The organism is Zafaria sp. Z1313 (assembly GCF_050563205.1).
GTDB lineage: Bacteria > Actinomycetota > Actinomycetes > Actinomycetales > Micrococcaceae > JAZDCJ01.
The window spans coordinates 106,462-126,335 of sequence record NZ_JBNWUK010000002.1; the positions used below are offsets into that span (position 1 = coordinate 106,462).

22 protein-coding genes are annotated in these 19,874 nt (G+C 70.3%); 18 read left to right on the forward strand and 4 right to left on the reverse strand.

All coding sequences use genetic code 11. The features are described 5' to 3' along the window. Positions 1-16 precede the first annotated feature (16 nt). The 13 genes from ACQ3I4_RS03740 (at position 17) to ACQ3I4_RS03800 (ending at position 10,222) form a co-directional block, all read left to right on the forward strand. Positions 17-769, forward strand: a complete 753-nt coding sequence (locus tag ACQ3I4_RS03740; protein WP_430632839.1) for an L-threonylcarbamoyladenylate synthase — start codon at positions 17-19, stop codon at positions 767-769. After that, positions 766-1,869, forward strand: coding sequence for an MraY family glycosyltransferase (locus ACQ3I4_RS03745; protein ID WP_430632840.1), 1,104 nt, complete (start codon positions 766-768; stop codon positions 1,867-1,869). The genes ACQ3I4_RS03740 and ACQ3I4_RS03745 overlap by 4 nt, the downstream gene beginning before the upstream one ends. A 49-nt stretch (positions 1,870-1,918) precedes the next feature. After that, complete coding sequence (locus ACQ3I4_RS03750) at positions 1,919-2,440, forward strand: hypothetical protein (RefSeq protein WP_329860997.1); 522 nt, start codon at positions 1,919-1,921, stop codon at positions 2,438-2,440. Beyond that, positions 2,427-2,660 carry an AtpZ/AtpI family protein gene (locus ACQ3I4_RS03755; protein ID WP_329860996.1) on the forward strand — a complete coding sequence of 78 codons (234 nt, stop codon included), beginning with the start codon at positions 2,427-2,429 and terminating at the stop codon, positions 2,658-2,660. Before ACQ3I4_RS03750 ends, ACQ3I4_RS03755 begins: the two co-directional genes overlap by 14 nt. 93 nt (positions 2,661-2,753) lie before the next feature. Next, positions 2,754-3,560 (forward strand): F0F1 ATP synthase subunit A, encoded by an 807-nt coding sequence (atpB, locus tag ACQ3I4_RS03760; protein ID WP_329860995.1) that lies wholly within the window; start codon positions 2,754-2,756, stop codon positions 3,558-3,560. Positions 3,561-3,651: 91 nt separating this feature from the next. Further along, positions 3,652-3,867: an ATP synthase F0 subunit C gene (locus tag ACQ3I4_RS03765; protein WP_329860994.1), complete on the forward strand. Its 216-nt coding sequence runs from the start codon at positions 3,652-3,654 to the stop codon at positions 3,865-3,867. Positions 3,868-3,918: 51 nt separating this feature from the next. Beyond that, a complete protein-coding gene (locus ACQ3I4_RS03770) occupies positions 3,919-4,470 on the forward strand; it encodes a F0F1 ATP synthase subunit B (RefSeq protein WP_329860993.1) in 552 nt (183 codons plus the stop codon). Continuing rightward, positions 4,470-5,285, forward strand: a complete 816-nt coding sequence (locus tag ACQ3I4_RS03775) for a F0F1 ATP synthase subunit delta (protein ID WP_329860992.1) — start codon at positions 4,470-4,472, stop codon at positions 5,283-5,285. Before ACQ3I4_RS03770 ends, ACQ3I4_RS03775 begins: the two co-directional genes overlap by 1 nt. A gap of 101 nt (positions 5,286-5,386) precedes the next feature. Further along, positions 5,387-7,024 carry a F0F1 ATP synthase subunit alpha gene (gene atpA, locus ACQ3I4_RS03780; protein ID WP_329860991.1) on the forward strand — a complete coding sequence of 546 codons (1,638 nt, stop codon included), beginning with the start codon at positions 5,387-5,389 and terminating at the stop codon, positions 7,022-7,024. 69 nt (positions 7,025-7,093) lie between these two features. Beyond that, positions 7,094-7,984 carry a F0F1 ATP synthase subunit gamma gene (locus ACQ3I4_RS03785; RefSeq protein ID WP_329860990.1) on the forward strand — a complete coding sequence of 297 codons (891 nt, stop codon included), beginning with the start codon at positions 7,094-7,096 and terminating at the stop codon, positions 7,982-7,984. Positions 7,985-8,035: 51 nt separating this feature from the next. Further along, positions 8,036-9,496 carry a F0F1 ATP synthase subunit beta gene (gene atpD, locus ACQ3I4_RS03790; RefSeq protein WP_329860989.1) on the forward strand — a complete coding sequence of 487 codons (1,461 nt, stop codon included), beginning with the start codon at positions 8,036-8,038 and terminating at the stop codon, positions 9,494-9,496. A gap of 2 nt (positions 9,497-9,498) precedes the next feature. Then, positions 9,499-9,783: a F0F1 ATP synthase subunit epsilon gene (locus tag ACQ3I4_RS03795; RefSeq protein WP_329860988.1), complete on the forward strand. Its 285-nt coding sequence runs from the start codon at positions 9,499-9,501 to the stop codon at positions 9,781-9,783. A gap of 7 nt (positions 9,784-9,790) precedes the next feature. Further along, positions 9,791-10,222: a DUF2550 domain-containing protein gene (locus ACQ3I4_RS03800; RefSeq protein ID WP_430632841.1), complete on the forward strand. Its 432-nt coding sequence runs from the start codon at positions 9,791-9,793 to the stop codon at positions 10,220-10,222. Between the two features lie 63 nt (positions 10,223-10,285). On the opposite strand, the gene ACQ3I4_RS03805 is transcribed toward ACQ3I4_RS03800, so the two are convergent. The 3 genes from ACQ3I4_RS03805 to nucS form a co-directional block, all read right to left on the reverse strand. Next, positions 10,286-10,489, reverse strand: a complete 204-nt coding sequence (locus ACQ3I4_RS03805) for a cold-shock protein (protein ID WP_329860985.1) — start codon at positions 10,487-10,489, stop codon at positions 10,286-10,288. Positions 10,490-10,722: 233 nt separating this feature from the next. Then, the gene (locus tag ACQ3I4_RS03810) at positions 10,723-11,958 is read right to left on the reverse strand and encodes an N-acetylglucosamine-6-phosphate deacetylase (protein WP_430632842.1); all 1,236 of its coding nucleotides are present in this window, start codon (positions 11,956-11,958) and stop codon (positions 10,723-10,725) included. A 50-nt stretch (positions 11,959-12,008) separates the two neighbouring features. Next, the gene (gene nucS, locus ACQ3I4_RS03815; protein ID WP_329860983.1) at positions 12,009-12,704 is read right to left on the reverse strand and encodes an endonuclease NucS; all 696 of its coding nucleotides are present in this window, start codon (positions 12,702-12,704) and stop codon (positions 12,009-12,011) included. Positions 12,705-12,762: 58 nt separating this feature from the next. On the opposite strand from nucS, the gene ACQ3I4_RS03820 reads away from it, so the two are divergent. Next, on the forward strand, positions 12,763-13,104 hold the full coding sequence (locus ACQ3I4_RS03820) for a hypothetical protein (RefSeq protein ID WP_430632843.1): 342 nt from the start codon (positions 12,763-12,765) through the stop codon (positions 13,102-13,104). Positions 13,105-13,153: 49 nt separating this feature from the next. Here ACQ3I4_RS03820 and ACQ3I4_RS03825 read toward each other — a convergent pair whose 3' ends face one another. Beyond that, positions 13,154-14,485 carry an AI-2E family transporter gene (locus ACQ3I4_RS03825; protein ID WP_430632844.1) on the reverse strand — a complete coding sequence of 444 codons (1,332 nt, stop codon included), beginning with the start codon at positions 14,483-14,485 and terminating at the stop codon, positions 13,154-13,156. A gap of 163 nt (positions 14,486-14,648) precedes the next feature. Between ACQ3I4_RS03825 and ACQ3I4_RS03830 the strand changes: the two genes are divergently transcribed. The 4 genes from ACQ3I4_RS03830 (at position 14,649) to ACQ3I4_RS03845 (ending at position 19,851) form a co-directional block, all read left to right on the forward strand. Further along, on the forward strand, positions 14,649-16,448 hold the full coding sequence (locus tag ACQ3I4_RS03830; protein WP_430632845.1) for a hypothetical protein: 1,800 nt from the start codon (positions 14,649-14,651) through the stop codon (positions 16,446-16,448). A gap of 51 nt (positions 16,449-16,499) precedes the next feature. Then, positions 16,500-17,405, forward strand: a complete 906-nt coding sequence (locus tag ACQ3I4_RS03835) for a co-chaperone YbbN (protein WP_430632846.1) — start codon at positions 16,500-16,502, stop codon at positions 17,403-17,405. A 113-nt stretch (positions 17,406-17,518) separates the two neighbouring features. After that, complete coding sequence (locus ACQ3I4_RS03840) at positions 17,519-18,298, forward strand: ABC transporter ATP-binding protein (protein ID WP_430632847.1); 780 nt, start codon at positions 17,519-17,521, stop codon at positions 18,296-18,298. After that, positions 18,280-19,851: a transporter gene (locus ACQ3I4_RS03845; RefSeq protein WP_430632848.1), complete on the forward strand. Its 1,572-nt coding sequence runs from the start codon at positions 18,280-18,282 to the stop codon at positions 19,849-19,851. Before ACQ3I4_RS03840 ends, ACQ3I4_RS03845 begins: the two co-directional genes overlap by 19 nt. Positions 19,852-19,874: the final 23 nt, after the last annotated feature.

A 19,874-nucleotide genomic window follows, 5' to 3' on the forward strand; every position in this document is an offset into this window, starting at 1 on the left:
GGGACGACATGGAAGAATGGACACCGTGACTTCACGCTTTGACTGCCAGGACCCGGACGACCGCGCCGCTGGAATCGAGGCGGCGACCACGGCGCTGAAGGACCGGCAATGCGTCGTGCTGCCGACCGACACCGTCTACGGCATCGCCGCCGACGCCTTCTCGCCCCAGGCCGTGGCCACGCTCCTGGCGGCCAAGGGCCGCGGGCGCTCGATGCCGCCGCCCGTGCTGATCCCGCGCCCCGAGACGCTCGACGGGTTGGCCGTCGACGTGCGCGCCGACGCGCGCGCCCTGGCGGGCGCCTTCTGGCCCGGACCCCTGACCCTGATCCTGCAGGCCCAGCCGTCCCTGACGTGGGACCTGGGCGAGACCCGCGGCACCGTGGCCCTGCGCATGCCGGACGACGAGCTCGCGCTCGAGGTGCTGCGCGCCGTCGGACCGCTCGCGGTCTCCTCCGCGAACCGGTCCGGACGCCCCGCCGCGGTCGACGCCGCCGACGCCGAGGAGCAGCTCGGGGAATCGGTCGAGGTCTACCTCTCGGACGGGCAGCGTCCCGCCGGGGGAGCCGAGGCGCTGCCCTCCACCATCGTCGACTGCACGGGCTCCGAACCCGTCGTCGTCCGCGAAGGCGCCCTGCCGCTCGAGCGGCTCCGCTCGGTCGTCGCCTCCGTGCGCTCCGCGTCCGGACCCGACGCGGCTGCCGGGGACGGGCTGACCGGAGGCGACGACGCCGACGACGCGTCGGAAGAGGCGGCCGGCCGCACGCCATGAGGATGTACCTTCTGCTGATGGGGCTCACCTTCGCGACGTCGTACCTCCTGACGCCGCTCATGCGCCGCATCGGCCTCAAGGTCCTCGTCGAGGCACCGTTGCGTGACCGCGACGTCCACGAGCGTCCCATCCCCAAGCTCGGCGGGGTGGCCATGGTCGCTGCGATCCTGCTCGGGCTCGGTGCCGCCACGCAGATCGATTTCCTCTCGGGGTCATTCCGCGATCCGGGGCCGGCGCTCGGGGTGGCCACGGCGGCCGTGCTCGTCCTCGTGCTCGGCGTGGCCGATGACGTCTGGGACCTCCGCTGGTACTACAAGCTCGCCGGGCAGACGGCGATCGGGCTCGTCGTGGCGGGCTCGGGCATCCGGCTCGAGGCGATGCCAGTGGGCTGGATCAGGCTCCCCGACGGGCCGATGCAGACCGCGCTCACCGTGCTGCTCGTGGTGCTGACCATGAACGCCATCAACTTCGTCGACGGGCTCGACGGGCTCGCCGCCGGGATGGCGGGGATCGGGGCGGCCGCGTTCTTCGTCTACTGCTACACGCTCTCGAGGACCATCAACCAGTTCGACCACTCCAACTTCTCGGCCATGCTCATGGCCCTGTTGCTGGGGGCCTGCCTGGGCTTCCTGCCGCACAACTTCCATCCTGCCAAGATCTTCATGGGGGAGTCCGGGGCCCTCATCATCGGCCTGCTCATGTCCGTCGCGGCCATCGCCGTCACGGCCGACGTCGGGGCCCAGGAGGGCTACCGCTTCCGCAACGTCCCCGCCTACATGCCGATCCTGCTGCCCGTGGCGGTCATCATGCTCCCGCTCCTGGACCTGGCCCTCGCCGTCATCCGGAGGACGGCGAGGGGACGCTCCCCGTTCTCGGCGGACCGGGGGCACCTGCACCACAAGCTCGTCGACGGCGGCTACACCCAGCGCCAGGCCGTCTGCCTCCTCTACCTGTGGTCCGCGCTCATCGCCTTCGGCTCCGTGTCCTTCATCTTCAAGCAGCTCCACACGGGGATCCTGCTCACGGTCTGGGGGCTGCTCCTGCTCGGCGCCGCCTACCTCACGCTGCATCCATGGATCCGGCGGACGCGGTCGCGCTAGCCCGTTCTATCTCGTGTAGAATTCAACACGGCCCTCGGGAGCCACGGACATGCCAGAGCACGACAGCGACGGGACGCGGATGACGCAGCACGCCAGCACGCAGGGGGGACCGGACATGCTCCGGGCCTCGGGGGAGACCCCGCAGCCCTGGCTCGGGATGCTCCGCCGCTGCTCCCTCGTCGGAGCCGCACTGACCGTCCTCGTGGCGGTCGTCGCGGCCATCGCCGCAGGGCCGGCCGCCGTGCCGAGCGTCCTCGCCGGCGCCGCACTCGTCGTCGTCTTCTTCGGCATCACGCTGGTGATCGGACATGTCGTCGGGCGGCGCAATCCCTCGGCGGCCCTTTCGGCCTTCGTCGTCGGCTACGTCGTCAAGGTCGTCGGATTCGGCGCGCTGGTCTTCGGCCTCGGCGTGCCGTCCTGGATCGACGGAACCTGGTTCCTCGTCTCGGCCGTGGCCATGGTCGTCGTCTGGCAGGCCACGGAAATGGTGGTCTTCTCGCGCCAGCGCTTCCAGCTCTACGCGGACCCCGAGCCCGAGACGTCCCCGGGAGGCTCCCGTGGCGCGGCTTGACCCGGTGTCCCGCGAGCCCGTCAACGGCTCCTGGACCCGCGAGTACATCAACTACATCCTTGGCGGGATCATAGCCTTCGGTTTGATAGGGTGGGGGCTGGATTACCTGTTGCATGCCCACTGGATCATGATCGCGGGCGCGGTTCTGGGTGCCGGTTCCGGGTTCTACCTAGCCCACCAACACCGCAAGGCCCATGCCTCCCGGCAGGCCGACGAATGACCCCGTAACAGCCCTACAACTTGATACGGCAGGACGCCGCCGACGCGGCCCGGCCGAGATGCCCAAAGACGGACACTGCAGAGAGGAAACGCGTTGATCGCGCTTGCGCTTCAGGCGGCCCCCCAAGAAGGCGGGTTCGTTCCGCCAGCCATCGAAGACTTGCATCTTCCCGACATCCTTCCGTGGGGGGCGGATTACGGGACGGGCTTCGGCAAGCAGATGCTGCTGGTCCTCCTCTCCGTCGCCCTGATCTCCTGGTTCCTCGTCGCGGCCTCGCGCCGCCGCCAGCTGGTCCCCGGGAAGTTCCAGTTCCTCGGTGAGGGAAGCTACAACTTCGTCCGCAACTCGATCGGCAAGGACCTGATCGGCGAACGGGACTTCAAGCCCTTCGTCCCGTTGCTCGTGACGCTGTTCTTCTTCATCCTGGTGAACAACTTCTTCGGCTCCGTGCCGTTCATCCAGCTGCCGACCACCTCCCACGTGGGCACGGCCTACGCGCTGGCCGGCATCGTCTACTTCTACTGGATCTACCTCGGCATCAAGACCCACGGCATCGGCTACTTCAAGGTCGCCGTCGTCCCGTCGGGCGTGCCGAAGGCCTTCCTGCTGCCCGTCGTGCTGATCGAGATCGTCTCCACGTTCCTCGTCCGTCCGGTCACGCACAGCCTCCGTCTCTTCGCGACCATGCTCTCGGGCCACATGATCATCGCCCTCGCCGCCTCGGGATCGGCCTTCCTGCTGACCCAGACCTCCGGCCTGATGCCGGTCCTCGGCGTGCTGACCATGGCCGGCGGCATCGGCATGTTCCTCTTCGAGGTCTTCATCCAGCTGCTGCAGGCGTACGTGTTCGTCCTCCTCACGGCGGTCTACATCCAGGGCTCCATCTCCGAGGCCCACTAGGGTCCACCACAGCTGTCCCCCCACGCCACCGGGGGGTCGACATTAACTCACAACCTGTCGGGCACCGCACCGGCATCTTGAAAGGAAAACAATGGAAATCCACGGTTCCCTCAACCTCATCGGCTACGGTCTCTCCGCCATCGGCGGCGGCATCGGCGTCGGCCTGGTGTTCGCGGCCTTCATCAACGGCGTCGCCCGCCAGCCGGAGGCCCAGCGCGTCCTGCAGCCGCTGGCCTTCATGGGCCTCGCGTTCACCGAAGCACTCGCCATCCTCGGCCTGGTCTTCGCCTTCGTCATCGGCGCCTAGCGTCCGCTGACCGGTTTCCGTAGGCACTGGCAATAGAAAGACGGGTGAAAAATGAACAACGCAGTCATTCTCGCGGCCGCTGAGGGTGCCAACCCGCTGGTCCCGAACTGGTGGGAAATCCTGGTCACCGTCCTCGGCTTCGCGATCCTGCTGTTCATTGTGAACAAGTTCGTCGTCCCGGCGTTCGAGAAGACGTACGAAGAGCGCTCCGCGGCGATCGAGGGCGGCATCGCGAAGGCGGAGGCCGCCCAGGCCGAGGCCAATGCCGCGCTCGAGGAGTACAAGCAGCAGCTGACCGACGCCCGCACCGAGGCCAATCGCATCCGCGAGGAAGCCCGTGCCGAAGGCGCCAAGATCCTGGCCGAGCTCAAGGAGAAGGCGGCCGCCGAGTCGGCCCGCATCACCGAGCAGGCCCACGTCCAGATCGAGGCCGAGCGCACGGCCGCCGTGGCTTCCCTCCGCAGCGAGGTCGGCACCCTGGCGACCGAGCTCGCGGGCAAGATCGTCGGCGAGTCGCTGCAGGACGACGCACGCTCCGCGCGCGTGGTCGACCGCTTCCTGGCCGACCTCGAGTCCCAGCAGAGTGCAGGTGCATCGAACTAATGGCAGGCGTATCGAGCGAGTCACTGGCCGCGGCGCAGGCCGAGCTGGAGCCCAAGCTGGCAACGGCGGACCTGTCCCTGGCGGAGGACCTCTTTGGCATCCTGGGCACGCTGGACGGCAACGCCGGCCTGCGCCGTGCCCTGACTGATCCGACGCGTGACGGCAAGGAGAAGGCCGCGCTGGTGTCGCGGCTCGTCGGCGGCAAGGTCTCGGCTCTCGCCGAATCCACCGCCGCGGACCTCGCCGCATCGCGCTGGCGCTCGGCGCGTGACATCGGGGACGCACTGGAGATCCTGGCCGCGACGGCCGCGGTCTCCTATGCGGAACGCCAGGGCAACGGTCCCGAGGGACTGGAGGCCCTGGAGGGTGAGCTGCTCCAGTTCACCCAGGTCGTCGGTTCCAGTCATGAGCTGCAGCGCGCGCTCGACGAGCCGCAGGCGGGGGCGGAGGCCAAGACGGCCCTGGCCCTCAAGCTCGTCCCGCACGCGTCCGACGCGGCGAAGACGCTGATCCGGCAGGCGGTGGCCGCCCCCCGCGGGCTCAAGCCCGGCGCCCTGGTGCAGCGGTTCCTTGAACTGGTGGCCAAGCGCCAGCAGCGGTGGATCGCGAACGTCAGCGTCACCCGTCCGTTGACCGGCGAACAGGTCGCACGGCTGCAGTCCGGCCTCAATCGGCTCTACGGCCGCGACCTGAAGATCAATGTCACCGTCGATCCGACCTTGGTCGGGGGCATCCGCGTGGAAGTCGGCGACGAGGTCGTCGACGCGAGCGCGGCAACCCGCCTCAGCGAACTCCGCCGCAGGCTGGCCGGCTGATCCGCACCGCGGAACAGCCCGGCCGAACCATAGACTGAACCACACATCGTTCACTGCGCGGACCGCGCGGTGATCACAACACAGGAGAGCAGGGACTGCAGATGGCCGAATTGACCATCAACGCCGACGACGTCCGCAATGCCTTGACCGACTTCGCGGCGTCCTACGAACCGGGCACCGCGCAGCGCGTCGAGGTCGGCCGGGTCACCACGGCAAGCGACGGCATCGCCAAGGTGGAGGGCCTCCCCTCCGTCATGGCCAACGAATTGCTGCGTTTCGAAGACGGAACGCTGGGCCTGGCCCAGAACCTCGACACCCGCGAAATCGGCGTCGTGGTCCTGGGTGACTTCACGGGCATCGAAGAGGGCCAGGAAGTGCACCGCACGGGGGAGATCCTCTCCGTTCCCGTCGGCGACGCCTTCCTCGGCCGCGTGGTCGACCCGCTCGGCACCCCCATCGACGACCTGGGCGACATCCAGGCCGAGGGGCGCCGCGCGCTGGAGCTCCAGGCTCCGGGCGTGACCCAGCGCAAGTCGGTCCACGAGCCGCTCCAGACCGGGCTCAAGGCCATCGACGCCATGATCCCGATCGGCCGCGGCCAGCGCCAGCTGATCATCGGCGACCGCCAGACCGGCAAGACCGCCATCGCCGTGGACACGATCATCAACCAGAAGGCCAACTGGGCCTCGGGCGATGTCTCCAAGCAGGTCCGCTGCGTCTACGTTGCGATCGGCCAGAAGGCCTCCACGATCGCGGCCGTCCGCCAGACGCTGGAGGACCACGGCGCCCTGGAGTACACGACGATCGTCGCCTCCCCGGCCTCCGATCCGGCCGGCTTCAAGTACCTGGCACCGTACGCGGGCTCCGCGATCGGCCAGCACTGGATGTACGGGGGCAAGCACGTCCTCATCATCTTCGACGACCTGTCCAAGCAGGCCGAGGCCTACCGTGCCGTCTCCCTGCTGCTCCGCCGTCCGCCGGGACGCGAGGCCTACCCGGGCGACGTGTTCTACCTGCACTCCCGCCTCCTGGAGCGTTGCGCCAAGCTCTCCGACGAGCTCGGCGCGGGTTCGATGACCGGCCTGCCGATCATCGAGACCAAGGCCAACGATGTCTCGGCCTACATCCCGACGAACGTCATCTCCATCACCGACGGGCAGATCTTCCTGCAGTCGGACCTCTTCAACGCCAACCAGCGCCCGGCGGTCGACGTCGGCGTCTCGGTGTCCCGCGTCGGCGGTGCCGCGCAGGTCAAGGCCATGAAGCAGGTGTCCGGCACGCTGAAGCTCGAGCTGGCCCAGTACCGCGACATGCAGGCGTTCGCGATGTTCGCGTCCGACCTGGACGCCGCGTCGCGCCAGCAGCTGACCCGCGGCGCCCGCCTCATGGAGCTGCTCAAGCAGGGGCAGTATGCCCCGTTCGCCGTCGAGGACCAGGTCGTCTCCGTGTGGGCCGGCACCAACGGCTACCTCGACAACGTGCCCGTCGAGGACGTGCGCCGCTTCGAGGGCGAGTTCATCGAGTACCTGCGCCACCGCACGGACGTGCTGAACACGATCGCACAGACGAACAAGCTCGAGGAGTCCACCGTCGATGCGCTGAAGGCGTCGATCGAGGACTTCAAGAAGGGCTTCTTCGGGGAGGGCGACGACAAGCTGGTCGCCGCCGGCCACGAGGAGCACGATGCCCTGGGCGAAGAGTCCGTGGACCAAGAGAAGATCGTCCGGCAGAAGCGCTGACGCCCCTGACGGCGGGGTGGCCGGCGTGAACCGCCGGCCGCCCCGCCCCAGGGCAAGGAAAGGATAAACATGGGAGCCCAGATTCGGGTCTACCGCCAGAAGATCTCCTCGACGTCGTCGATGCGCAAGATCTTCAAGGCGATGGAACTGATCGCCACTTCCCGCATCGGCAAGGCGCGTGGACGCGTCGCGGCCTCGCTGCCGTACGCCAATGCGATCACCCGTGCCGTTTCCGCCGTCGCATCGCAGTCCGAGGTCGAGCACCCGCTGACCACCGAGCCGGAGCACATCCGGCGTTCGGCGGTCCTCGTGCTGACGTCCGACCGCGGGCTCGCCGGATCGTACTCCGCCAGCGTCCTGAAGCAGGCCGAGGCCCTGGCCGAGCTGCTGCGCGGCGAGGGCAAGGAAGTGAAGAACTACCTGGTCGGCCGCAAGGCGCAGGCGTACTTCGACTTCCGCGACCGCGAGTACGTGCAGGTGTGGACCGGCGGTACGGACGCCCCGGAGTTCGAGACCGCCCGCGAGATCGGCGCCGCCCTGCTCGAGGCGTTCAACACGCCCTACGAGGAAGGCGGCGTGGACGAGATCCACGTGGTCTACACGCAGTTCAAGTCCATGGTCGTCCAGGAGCCCGCTGTCATCCGACTGCTGCCGCTGGAGGTCGTGGAGGAGGACGTCGTCCAGGAATCGGACCTGCTGCCGCTCTACGAGTACGAGCCGGAACCCGAACAGGTCCTCGACGCGCTGCTGCCCCGCTACATCGAGTCGCGGATCTTCGCGGCCCTCCTGCAGGCTGCCGCCTCCGAGCTCGCCGCCCGCCAGCGGGCGATGAAGTCCGCGGGGGACAACGCCAGCGAGCTGATCAAGAAGTACACCCGGCTGCGCAACAACGCGCGCCAGGCGGAGATCACGCAGGAACTGTCCGAAATCGTGGCCGGCGCCGACGCCCTGAGCGCCTAGACCCGGCCGACACACCTAACCAACGCTAGACACCCAAGCGAAGTGAGAGAGATGACTGCCCAACTCAACGAGCAGGGAACCGCCGCCGCGGCGCCGGGAGCCACCGGCCGCATCGCGCGCGTCATCGGCCCGGTCGTCGACGTCGAATTCCCGGCCGACGCCCTTCCCGAAATCTACAACGCGCTCACCACCGAGATCACGCTCAACGGTGAGACCAAGACCATCACCTTCGAGACCAGCCAGCACCTCGGCGACAACCTGGTCCGCGCGATCTCGCTGCAGGCCACCGACGGACTCGTCCGCGGCACCGTCGTCCAGGACACGGGCTCCGCCATCTCCGTCCCCGTCGGCGACGGCGTCAAGGGCCACATCTTCAACGTCCTCGGCAAGCCGCTGGACGTGGAGGAGTCGGAGCTCCAGGTCACCGAGCGCTGGCCGATCCACCGCAAGGCCCCGGCCTTCGCGACCCTCGAGGGCTCCACGGAGATGCTCGAGACCGGCATCAAGTCCATCGACCTGCTGACCCCGTACATCAAGGGCGGCAAGATCGGCCTGTTCGGCGGCGCCGGCGTGGGCAAGACGGTGCTCATCCAGGAGATGATCACCCGCGTGGCCCGGAACTTCGGCGGCACCTCGGTGTTCGCCGGCGTGGGCGAGCGGACCCGCGAGGGCAACGACCTCTGGGTCGAGATGGAGGAGGCCGGCGTCCTCAAGGACACCGCCCTCGTCTTCGGCCAGATGGACGAGCCGCCGGGCACGCGTCTGCGCGTGGCCCTGTCGGCCCTGACCATGGCGGAGTACTTCCGCGATGTGCAGAACCAGGACGTGCTGTTGTTCATCGACAACATCTTCCGGTTCACGCAGGCCGGCTCCGAGGTCTCCACCCTGCTCGGCCGCATGCCGTCCGCCGTGGGCTACCAGCCGAACCTGGCCGACGAGATGGGCCTCCTGCAGGAGCGCATCACGTCGACCAAGGGCCACTCGATCACGTCGATGCAGGCCATCTACGTCCCGGCCGACGACTACACCGACCCGGCCCCGGCCACGACGTTCGCCCACCTGGACGCCACGACCGAGCTCTCGCGTGAGATCGCCTCGCGCGGCCTCTACCCGGCGATCGATCCGCTGACGTCGACGTCCCGCATCCTGGACCCGCAGTACATCGGCCAGGACCACTACGACACGGCCGTGCGCGTCAAGCAGATCCTGCAGAAGAACAAGGAGCTGCAGGACATCATCGCGATCCTCGGCGTCGACGAGCTGTCCGAGGAGGACAAGATCGTCGTGGCCCGTGCGCGCCGCATCCAGCAGTTCCTGTCGCAGAACACCTACACCGCCAAGCAGTTCACCGGCGTCGAGGGTTCGACCGTGTCCATCAAGGACACGATTGAGGGCTTCAAGGCCATCTGCGACGGCGACCTCGACCACGTCGCGGAACAGGCCTTCTTCAACATCGGCGGGCTCGACGACGTCGAGCGGGCCTGGGCCAAGATCCAGGAACAGACCAAGTAGCCATGGCCGAACTCGAAGTCGAAATCGTCGCCGCGGACCACTTCGTGTGGTCCGGGGCGGCGACCATGGTCAAGGCACGCACCAGCGACGGCGAGATCGGCGTGCTGCCGGGCCACACCCCGGTGCTCGCGATCCTGGCGGAAGGGGTCCTCGAGATCCAGCCCGTCCAGGGTGCCCGCATCGTGGTCAACGCCGACGGGGGATTCTTCTCCGTCGACAAGGACCGCGTGGTGATCGTCGCCGACAACGCGCAGATCGACGAGTCCGCCACGGCAGGAAACCGATAGTCCTGCCTTGAACGACGTCGGCCTCCCGTTCGCCATCCTGGCCGCAGCCCTGCTGCTGATCCTGATGGCCCTCGGCGCCATGGGGCTGCGCCGCTTCCAGCTGCGGCGCGCCCTGGGCACGTTCGACGCCTCCATCTCCACCGCCCCCGGGCGGTGGATGATGGGGGTTTGTCGTTACGGGGAGAACCACCTGGAGTTCCTGCGGCTCTTCTCCGTTTCCCCGGTGCCGCGGCGCCGGTTCGTCCGTTCGTCGCTGGAGCTCAGGGGCTGGCGCGATCCGCTGGACGAGGAGTCCGGTCGGATCCAGCCGGGCAGCGTCGTCGTCACGCTCGACTACCGCGGCGAGAGCGTCCTGCTGGCGATGGACTACGGCGCGTACACGGGCCTCAGTTCATGGCTCGAGGCCGGTCCCGTCGTCGGGGTCGGGACCTGGCGTTAACGCACCAAGGGGCGCCACCTTCACAGGTGGCGCCCCTTGGCGTTGGCGGAGCTGCGGTCCGGTCTAGAGCGCCGAGACGCCGGTGGCCTGCGGCCCCTTGGCGCCCTCGCCGATCTCGAACTGGACCCGCTGGTTCTCCTCGAGCGTGCGGAAGCCGTTCGACTGGATCTCCGAATAGTGCACAAAGACGTCGTCCTTGGCGCCGTCCGGCGTGATGAATCCGAAGCCCTTTTCGGCATTGAACCACTTGACGGTTCCCTGTGCCATGCGTGTTTCTCCTACGGTGTAGCGCGTACGGCCGAAGCACCTCACTCCGGCCGGGTGGTACCGATGCGAGGAACCCGGCGGCCGGAGCCGCGGCTTCCACACCCGCAACCTGCTTTGCGGGTATGACAAACACCAACACAAAGACTGAGTCCAGCATCACATACCGGCGTTGGCTAGGCAACGGTTTTAGGCCAACGTTTCGTGAATGTCCGGTTTCACGTCGGTGCGGGGCGTCAGTCCCCGAGGGGGTCGAGCCGGCGCCCCTGGCGGTAGACGCCCAGGAGTCCGAGTCCGGGATCGAGCACCAGCACGTCGGCGCTGAATCCCTGGTGGAGGGAGCCCGCCTCGTCCGCCAGGCCCAGGACGGCGGCCGGGACGGACGTCGCGGAGACGACGGCGTCCTGCAGCGGGACGCCGGCCGCCACGGTGGAGCGCAGGACGTCGAGCATCGTGGCGGTCCCGCCGGCGAGGGAGCCGCCGGCGCCCAGCCGTGCCTCGCCGCCGCGGACGCTGACCTGCTGCGGACCCAGCTCGTAGTCGCCGTCCGGGAGTCCGGCGGCGGACATGGAGTCGGTCACGAGCGCGATGTTCCGGGCCCCGAGCAGGGAGAACACGGTGCGTACCGTGTCGGGGGCCAGGTGCACGCCGTCGGCGATGAGCTCGACGACGGCGCCCCCGGCCGCGGCTGCTTCGAGGCACGCCGCGACGGGGCCGGGGGAGCGGTGGTGCAGCGGCGGCATGCCGTTGAACAAGTGGGTCACCGTCGGCTTCTCGGTGTAGCCGTCGAATCCCGCCGAGGAGAGCTCCTCGGCGGCGAGCCGCAGGGACGCCGCCGTCGTCGCGGCATCGGCGTCGGTGTGCCCGAGGGAGGGGACGACGCCGTGGGAGGCGAGCTGCTCGACGAGGGCATCGGCGCCGTCGAGCTCGGGCGCGTACGTCATGGTCCGCAGCTGGCCGCGCGCCGCCTCGACGAGTTCGTCCACGAAGTCCGGCTCCGGCTCGGAGATGTGGGCGGGATCCTGGGCGCCGCAGCGGACCGTGGAGACGTAGGGGCCCTCGGAGTGGACGCCGGCGAGCAGCCCCTCCTCGGCGAGGGACGCGAGCACGCCGGCGGCATCGAGCATCGCGGCGCGGTCGGCGGTCACGAGGCTCGCGAGCAGCGTCGTCGTCCCGGAACGGTGCAGGAAGTCCACGGCCCGCCGGGCGGCCGCCTCGTCGCCCGCGGGGAAGTCGCCGCCGTTGGCGCCGTGGCAGTGCAGGTCGATGAGCCCGGGCAGCAGGAGGGAGCCGGCGGGCACGTCGACGCGTTCGAAGTCCTCGCGCTCCTCCCACTCGGCGAATTCCGCGGCCGTTCCGGTGAAGGCGATCCGGTCCCCTTCGAGGGCCAGGACGCCGTCGGGGATGTCGAGGCCGTCGGCGATGATGTGGCCGGGGATCCAGCGGTGGGAGGCGCTTCCGTCCGAGTACATGGAACCATCATAGGGGCCGGTCCCCGTGGCCTTGACGGTGGGGACCGGGCCTAGAACAGGCGTGACGCGGAGTCGTCGACCCCGCGCATCGCGTCGTAGTCGAGGGTGATGCACTCGATGCCGCGGTCCGTGGCCAGGGTGCGGGCCTGGGGCTTGATCTGCTGGGCCGCGAAGACGCCGCGGACGGGGGCGAGGAGGGGGTCGCGGTTCATCAGCTCGAGGTAGCGCGTGAGCTGCTCGACGCCGTCGATGTCGCCGCGCCGCTTGAGCTCCACGGCGACCGTGGCGCCGCCGGCGTCGCGGGCCAGGATGTCCACGGGGCCGATCGCGGTCATGTATTCGCGCCGGACCAGGGTGTACCCGGCGCCGAGGGTCTCGATCTGCTCGGCCAGGAGGCGCTGGAGGTCCGCCTCGACGCCGTCCTTGATGAGCCCGGGATCGATCCCGAGCTCGTGGCTCGAGTCGTGCATCTTCTCGTGGATGCGGATGACGAGGCGGTCGTCGCTCTTGGCGTGCTGGACGTTCCAGACCTCCGCGACGCCGGCGGCGGCGTCCTCCTCGTCCGCGGGCACGGACCGCATGGAGGCCGGGGGGCTCATCCAGTTCAGGGGCTTGTAGGAGCCGCCGTCGGAGTGGACGAGCACGGAGCCGTCGGCCTTGACCATGAGGAGCCGGGTCGCGAGGGGAAGGTGGGCGCGGAGGCGGCCCTCGTAGTCCACGGAGCAGCGGGCAATCACTAAACGCACACGAGCACTCTACCGGCTCGGTGCGGGCGCTTCGGCACCCGTGTTGCACAATAGGGGCATGCCCCGCTCCAATCGACCGCGCCGCTCCGCGTCCGGACGCGCGGGCAACAAGTGGGCCAGGGCGGAGGACGACGCCGGGGCGCCACTCGAGCGCTCGCGCTACGGCCTGCCGCAGCTCCAGTCGGGACGGGACGGGCAGTGGCACGTGCGCTCGATCGCTCCGGCGCGCGCCGGCAAGGACTACACGTGTCCCGGGTGCCACCGTGCCATCCCGCCCGGGACGGCGCATCTGGTCGCCTGGCGTGCGGACGACTGGCGGGGCGACGATCGCGCGGCGGCCGATCGGCGGCATTGGCACACGCATTGCTGGGCGACGCGCCAGGCGGGAGCCGGCTACTAGCCGGGCTTCCGCGCCCGGGCCGGCGGGTTCGCCGTGGCGCGGCCCGGGATCAGAGGCGGTCCTGCCGGGCGATGAAGACCTCGCGCAGCAGGAGCATCGACGCCGCCGCGAGGGGAATCGCCATGAGCGCCCCGACGATTCCCATGAGCGCGCCGCCCGCGATGACGGCGATGACGGCAACGGCTCCGGGAACGGCGACGGCCTTCTGCATGACGCGCGGCGAGATGAAATAGGCCTCGAACTGCAGGTAGGCGAAGTAGAAGACGGCGTAGACCACGGCGGTCTGCCATCCCGCGGTGAGGGCGACGAGCGAGACGAGGATCCCGGCCGTGACGGCTCCCACGAGCGGGATGAAGGCCAGCAGGGCCACGGCGACGGCGAGCAGCAGCGAGAACGGGACGTCCGTGATGCTCATGAGGATGAAGGCGTAGGTGGCGTTCGCGAGCGCCACGAACGCCTGGCCGATCACGTAGTTGCCGACGCTGTTGGTGATCTGTTCCGAGAGGGCCTGGACGCGGTTCCGCTTCGAGCGCGGCGCGAGGCGGTAGGCCCAGACCTTGATCGCGGGGAGCGAGGCCAGGAAGTACACGGCGAGGACCAGGACGGTCAGCGCCCCGAACATGCCCTGCGCGATGACGGTACCGGCCCCGATGACGCCGCCGAAGAGCCCGCCCACGTTGTCCGGATTGGAGAAGAACTTGTTGACCTCCTCCTCGAGCCGGTCCCTGACCTGGAACTGCTGGTCCGCGGTGAGGAAGAACTCGGAATTCAGGAAGTCGTCGACGAATCCGGGGGCCCGGGCGACGAACTGGGCGGTCTGGTCGACCATGGTCGGGATGAGCGTCGCGAAGACGGCCGCGAAGGCCGCCGCCAGGAGCAGCACGGCGGCGACGACGCCCAGCGGCCGGGGGGCGCCGCGCTTCTCGAGCCAGCGGACGATCGGATCCAGGCCCAGGGCGATGAAGAGCGCGAGGGAGATCCACACGAGGAGCGGCCCGACGTTGGTCAGGACGAAGTACCCGAGCAGGGCGAGCCCCACGCCGACGGTGCCCATGAAGCCCGTCTGGACCGGGTGGCGGAGCGTCGCGGACCCCAGTTGGCGTTCCGGTTCGTCGCCCTCCGGCTCCGGGGGCATGTCGTAGTGCGGGTACCGCGGTGGCAGCGCCAGGAGGCGGCGGACGCGGTCGCGCAGCCCCGCCGGCGCGGCCGCGACGGCTGCGGGCGTCGCCGGAGTGCCGCTTGCCGTCCGGAGGGGCGCCTCCTGCGGCGCCGGCTCGACGGGGGGCTGGTGGGTCGTGGCCGGTTCGCCGCCGCCCCCGGCCGCGACCGGCTCCGGCGGCAGGGAGGCCCCGGGGGAGTTGTCCTTCTCGTCCTTCGTCACGGGTCGAGCCTACCGGCCCGCCGGGGCTTCCCACGTGGTTCGGGACACAGCGGGGAACCGCTGCGGTAACCAATTCGTTATCATTGGGAAGCGGCGGTGCGCACCCGTGTGCCCACCGCGGCGTCGTGGCCATTCATCGACCCCTTCCGTTAGGTGTAGTTCAGTGCGTATTTTGTCAGCCGTGGTGGCGCTCCTGCTGGGTGCCGCCGCCCTCCTCGTCGGCATCGGCCAGAAGACCTTCTGGGCGCCGCCGGAAATGGCGACAGCGACCCTCTCCGCCCCGTTGCAGGACGCTCCGCTGACGGTCATCGAGCCCGCGGTCGGCGAGGTCCACGCCGATGCGGTGGACATCACCATCGAGTCGAGCGGCGAGTTCACCGCGGCGCTGGGCCGCAGCGGCGACGTCGAGGCGTGGGTGGGGGACGCGCGGCACAACGTCGTCTCCGGCGTGGACGCCGAGGAATGGATCCTCAACGCCGAGTACGTCGACGGAGAGGCCGAGGTCCCGAATCCCGCCGGCTCCGATCTCTGGGTCGCCACTGAAACGGCCGACGGCCAGCTGGTCCACCGCTGGACCGAGCCCGCGGAGGGCGACTGGTCCCTCCTGCTGTCCGCCGACGGCACGGAGCCCGCACCGGCGACCATCACCGTCACGTGGCCGAACGACGCGAGCACGCCCTTCGCCGTGCCGGCGATCATCGCCGGGGCCCTGCTGATCGTGCTCGGGCTGGCGCTGGCCGTCCGCGCCGGCCGGGGCGGACGCGGTCGGGGTGGCCCGGCCCGGGCCACCGCGCCGACCGGTCAGGGTGGGGCCCCGCAGCGGACCGGGGCTGCAACGACGGCCCAGACCGAACGCACCTCCGCCGCCGCCCCCGCGCGGCCCGTGCGCCGCCTCGCCGCCGTCGCGGCCGCCGCGCTGATGGCGCTGCTGCCGGCCGCGCCGGCCTCCGCCACGCCGAGCCCCTCGGAAGCGGCCTCCGAGAGCGCCCCCGCCTCGGAAGGCGCCGATCCATCCGAGCCGACGGACGGCGACGCCTCGCCGGAGGGAACCACCCCCGCCGATCCGGGGAGCGAACCGGCCGTCCCTGCCGTGCTCCTGGAGACGCAGCTCGAGCGCATCCTCGAGTCCGTGGAGGGAGCCGCCGCGACCGGGGACAAGTCCCAGGACTCCAAGGACCTCTCGGGCCGCTTCGCGGGCCGGGCGCTGGAGCTGCGGAAGACCAACTACGAGCACCGCTCCGACGGGGTGGACATCGCGGCGCCGGTCCCGGTGGCGGCCGGCCCCGTCCTCTCGGCGGCGGTCACGACGAGCACGGATTGGCCGCGCACGGTCACGGTCGTCACGCAGGGCCAGGACGCCACGGTCCCGCAGGTGCTGACCCTGCGGCAGGAGTCGCCGCGCGAGAACTACAAGGTCGTCTCCGCCGTGTCCATGCTCCCGGGGTCGGAGTTCCCGGGCATCGCCGTGGGCGATCCGTCCATCGCGACCCTTCCCCTGGACGCCGCCGGCCTCGTCATGACCCCGGCCCAGACGGCCGACAGGATCGCCAGGGTCCTGGACAATGCGGAGAACCAGCACGCGCCCTCGTTCGCCAAGAGCGTCTTCATCGACGCAACGCACCAGGCGCAGACCGAGGTGGCCGAGGACAACGACGATGCCCGGATCACGTACGCCCGCAGCGTCGACCGGGACTCGATCACGGCTTCCTCCACTCCCGACGGCGGGGCGATCGTCAGCGTCTACGTCACGAGCACGATGACCGCCGAGCCCAAGGAGGACGGCGGCACGGTGTCGCTGGACGAGGCCAGCGCCAAGCTCGCCGGTGCCTCCAGCACCAAGGACCAGGCCGTGATCACGTATGGTGAGTCGCTGGTGATGTACGTGCCGGCGGAGGGCAGCGACGAGCAGGTCCGGCTCATCGGCGGCGACGTCGTCCAGCTGGGCGCCGAGGTCGGCAGCTGACCGCGGCCCGTTTCGACGAGAACACCCCACGGTAGAGAGAGGTCCTTCCGCATGAGCACCACCCCCGAGCCCGCCGCCGCGTCGAGCCGAGGCGCCGTCGACTTGTCGGCGTTCGCCGGACAGCCCTCCGCCCCCGGCGGCGCGCCAGGAGGCGGCTGGACCCGCGCCGTCGGCCAGGCCGACTTCCAGGACGTCGTCCAGCTGTCCTCCGAGGTTCCCGTCGTCGTGTCGATCGGCAGCAGCGCCTCGCCCGCCTCGGGCGAGCTCGATGCCCTCCTGGGACGGATCGTGGACGGCTACGGCGGTCGACTGGTCCTCGCGACCGTCGACGCCTCCCGCGAGGCCGCCATCGTCCAGGCCTTCCGTGTCCAGCAGGTCCCGGCCGTCGTCGCACTCGTCAAGGGCCAGCCCGTGCCGATGTTCCAGGGGGCGCTGCCCGAGGCCCAGCTCCGCGAGCTCTTCGACGAGCTCCTCCAGCTCGGCGCGCAGCACGGGGCCACCGGAACCGTGCCGCCGTTCGGTGCCCCGGCCGAGGAGGCGCCGTTGCCCCCGGCCCACCAGGAGGCCCTCGACAAGATCGACGCGGGCGACTACGCGGGGGCCGCGGCAGCCTACCACAAGGCCCTGGCCGAGAAGCCGAACGACGCCGAGGCGGCCACGGGGCTGGCCAACGTCGAGCTGCTCGAGCGCACGAGCGGCATGGACGCCTCCGCCGTGCGGGCGGCCGGAGCCGAGGCGCCCGGGGACGTCGACGCGCAGCTGGCCGTCGCGGACCTCGATCTCGTCGGCGGCCACGTCGAGGACGCGTTCAACCGCCTGCTCTCCGCCGTCGGGCGGACCGCGGGCGAGGAGCGCGATCGGGTGCGCGCTCGGCTCGTCGAGCACTTCGGGATCGTCGGCGCCCAGGATCCGCGTGTGGGCGCGGCGCGGCAGAAGCTCGCGCGCCTGCTCTTCTAGCTCCGCCGGTCCCGCGGATCCACGGGACCGGCGGCGTAGTCCTTCCGGTGGACGTCCGCGGTTCGTCCGTCGGGATGATGACCGTCGGATCCCGGCGCTGCTAGGTTCGAGGCATGACCCAGGAACAGAGCACCTCCGCCGCGCCGGCGCTGGCGATCCGCGGACTCGGCAAGCGCTTCGGCGACAAGTCGGCCGTCAACGGCATCAGCCTGGACGTCCCGTCCGGTTCCTTCTACGGACTCGTGGGCCCGAACGGGGCGGGCAAGACGACGGCGCTGTCCATGGCCACCGGACTGCTGCGTCCCGACGCGGGCCAGGTCTGGATCCACGGCGTCGACATCTGGGTCGACACGCTCAAGGCGAAGTCCCTCCTCGGCGTGCTGGCGGACGGCGTGCGCCTCTTCGACCGGCTCAGCGGCCGCCAGCTCGTCACCTACGCCGGGCTGCTGCGGGGCATGGACGCGGCCACCGTGGAACAGCGCACGGAGGACCTCCTGCGCGTGCTCGACCTCGAGGAGGCCTCCGCCAAGCTCGTGGTCGACTACTCCGCCGGCATGACCAAGAAGATCGCGCTGGCCACGGCCCTGATCCATTCGCCCCGCGTCCTGGTCCTGGACGAGCCCTTCGAGGCCGTCGACCCCGTCTCGGCGGCCAACATCCGCGACATCCTCGCCGACTACGTCGCCCACGGCGGCACCGTGGTCGTCTCGAGCCACGTCATGGACCTCGTGCAGCGGATGTGTTCGCACGTCGCGGTGATCGCCCAGGGCAACCTGCTCGCCTCGGGCACCGTCGACGAGGTCCGGGCCGGCTCGAGCCTCGAGGACCGCTTCGTCGAGCTCGTCGGCGGCCGCGCCGACCGGGAGGGGCTCTCGTGGTTGCACAGCTCCTGAAGCTCAAGGCACGCCTCTTCGCCAACGGGCTGAGGCGCAGCCCGTGGCAACTCGTCGGCGTCGTCATCGGCGCCCTCTACGGCCTGTTCATCGCCGTCATGCTGCTCATCGGCCTCGCCTTCCTGGGCGGGCAGGATCCAGAGCTCATCGGTACGGTCCTGGTCCTCGGGGTCTCTCTCGCCGTCCTCGGCTGGGCCCTGATCCCCGTGCTCCTCACGGGCGTCGACCTGACCCTCGATCCCGCACGGTTCACGACCTTCACGATCCCGCCGCGGCAGCTCGTGGCCGGGCTGCTCCTGAGCGGGCTCATCGGGACGCCCGGAGCCATCACGCTCGTCCTGCTCGCGGGGCAGGGGCTCGCCTGGCGGCTGCACCCCGGGGCGGCCGCGGCCGCGGTGCTCTGCGGCATCCTCGCCACCCTGCTCTGCATGGCGCTGGCGCGCCTCACCACCACCGCCGCCACCGCCCTCACCGCCAACCGCCGCTTCCGCGAGATCTCCGTCGTCCTCCTGATGGTCCCCCTGCTGCTCCTCGGGCCCATCATCGACCGCGTCAGCGACGGCTTCGAGAGCGCCCTGGACTGGCTGCCGGCCATCACCGGCGTCCTCGGCTGGACGCCCCTCGGCTCCTTCGCGGCCGTCCCCTCGGACCTGGCCGCCGGGCAGCCCGCGCTCGCGGCCGCGCGCTTCGCCGTCTCGCTCGCCTACCTCGCCGTCATCGTGTGGGGCTGGAAGGTCCTGCTGCTGCGGGCCATGGAGTCTCCGGCCCAGTCCACCGGCGGCGGCCAGGCGGCCAAGGGCGCCGGTGCCTTCCGCCTCTTCCCCGCGACGCCCTGGGGCGCGGTCGCCGCGCGCTGCCTGACCTATTGGCTCAAGGACCCGCGCTACGCGGTCAGCGTCGTCATGGTGCCGCTGATCCCGTTCCTGCTCTGGTACTGGTCGGCGCAGTCCGGGGACTTCACGGCGCTCTTCTTCGCGGCGCCGATCATCGCGGTCCTCATGGGCTTCAGCATCTCCGCGGACATCTCGTACGACAGCACGGCGTTCGCGCTGCACGTCGCCACGGGCCTGAAGGGCCTCGACGACCGGCTGGGCCGGGTGCTCGCCTGCGCCGTCGTCGCGCTCCCCGTCGTCCTGCTCTCCGCGGTGGTCCCCGCCCTGCTGCTGGACCGCGCGGAGATCCTGCCCGCCGTCCTCGGGATGGCGCTCGGCGGACTCCTGACGGCCTTCGGGGTCTCCTCGATCGCCTCGGCCCGCTTCACCTACGGCGTGCCGCAGCCCGGCGACAGCCCCTTCAAGACCCCACCCGGCAACGGCGTGAGGATGGCCGTCGTGCAGCTGGCCATCTTCGCCGTCATGGGCGTGCTCCTTCTACCCGAGATCGGCTTGATGATCGCCTACCTCGTCACCGGGCAGGCCCTGTACGGCTGGCTCGCCCTGGCGGCCGGGCTCGTCCTGGGCGCCGTGTTCCTGGGCATCGGCCTGCGCGTCGGCGGGCGCTGGTGGGAGGCGAGGCTGCCCGAGCTCATGCAGGCCACGGTCGCCAACAAGTAGCGTGGTGATCCGGCGGGCGCGCC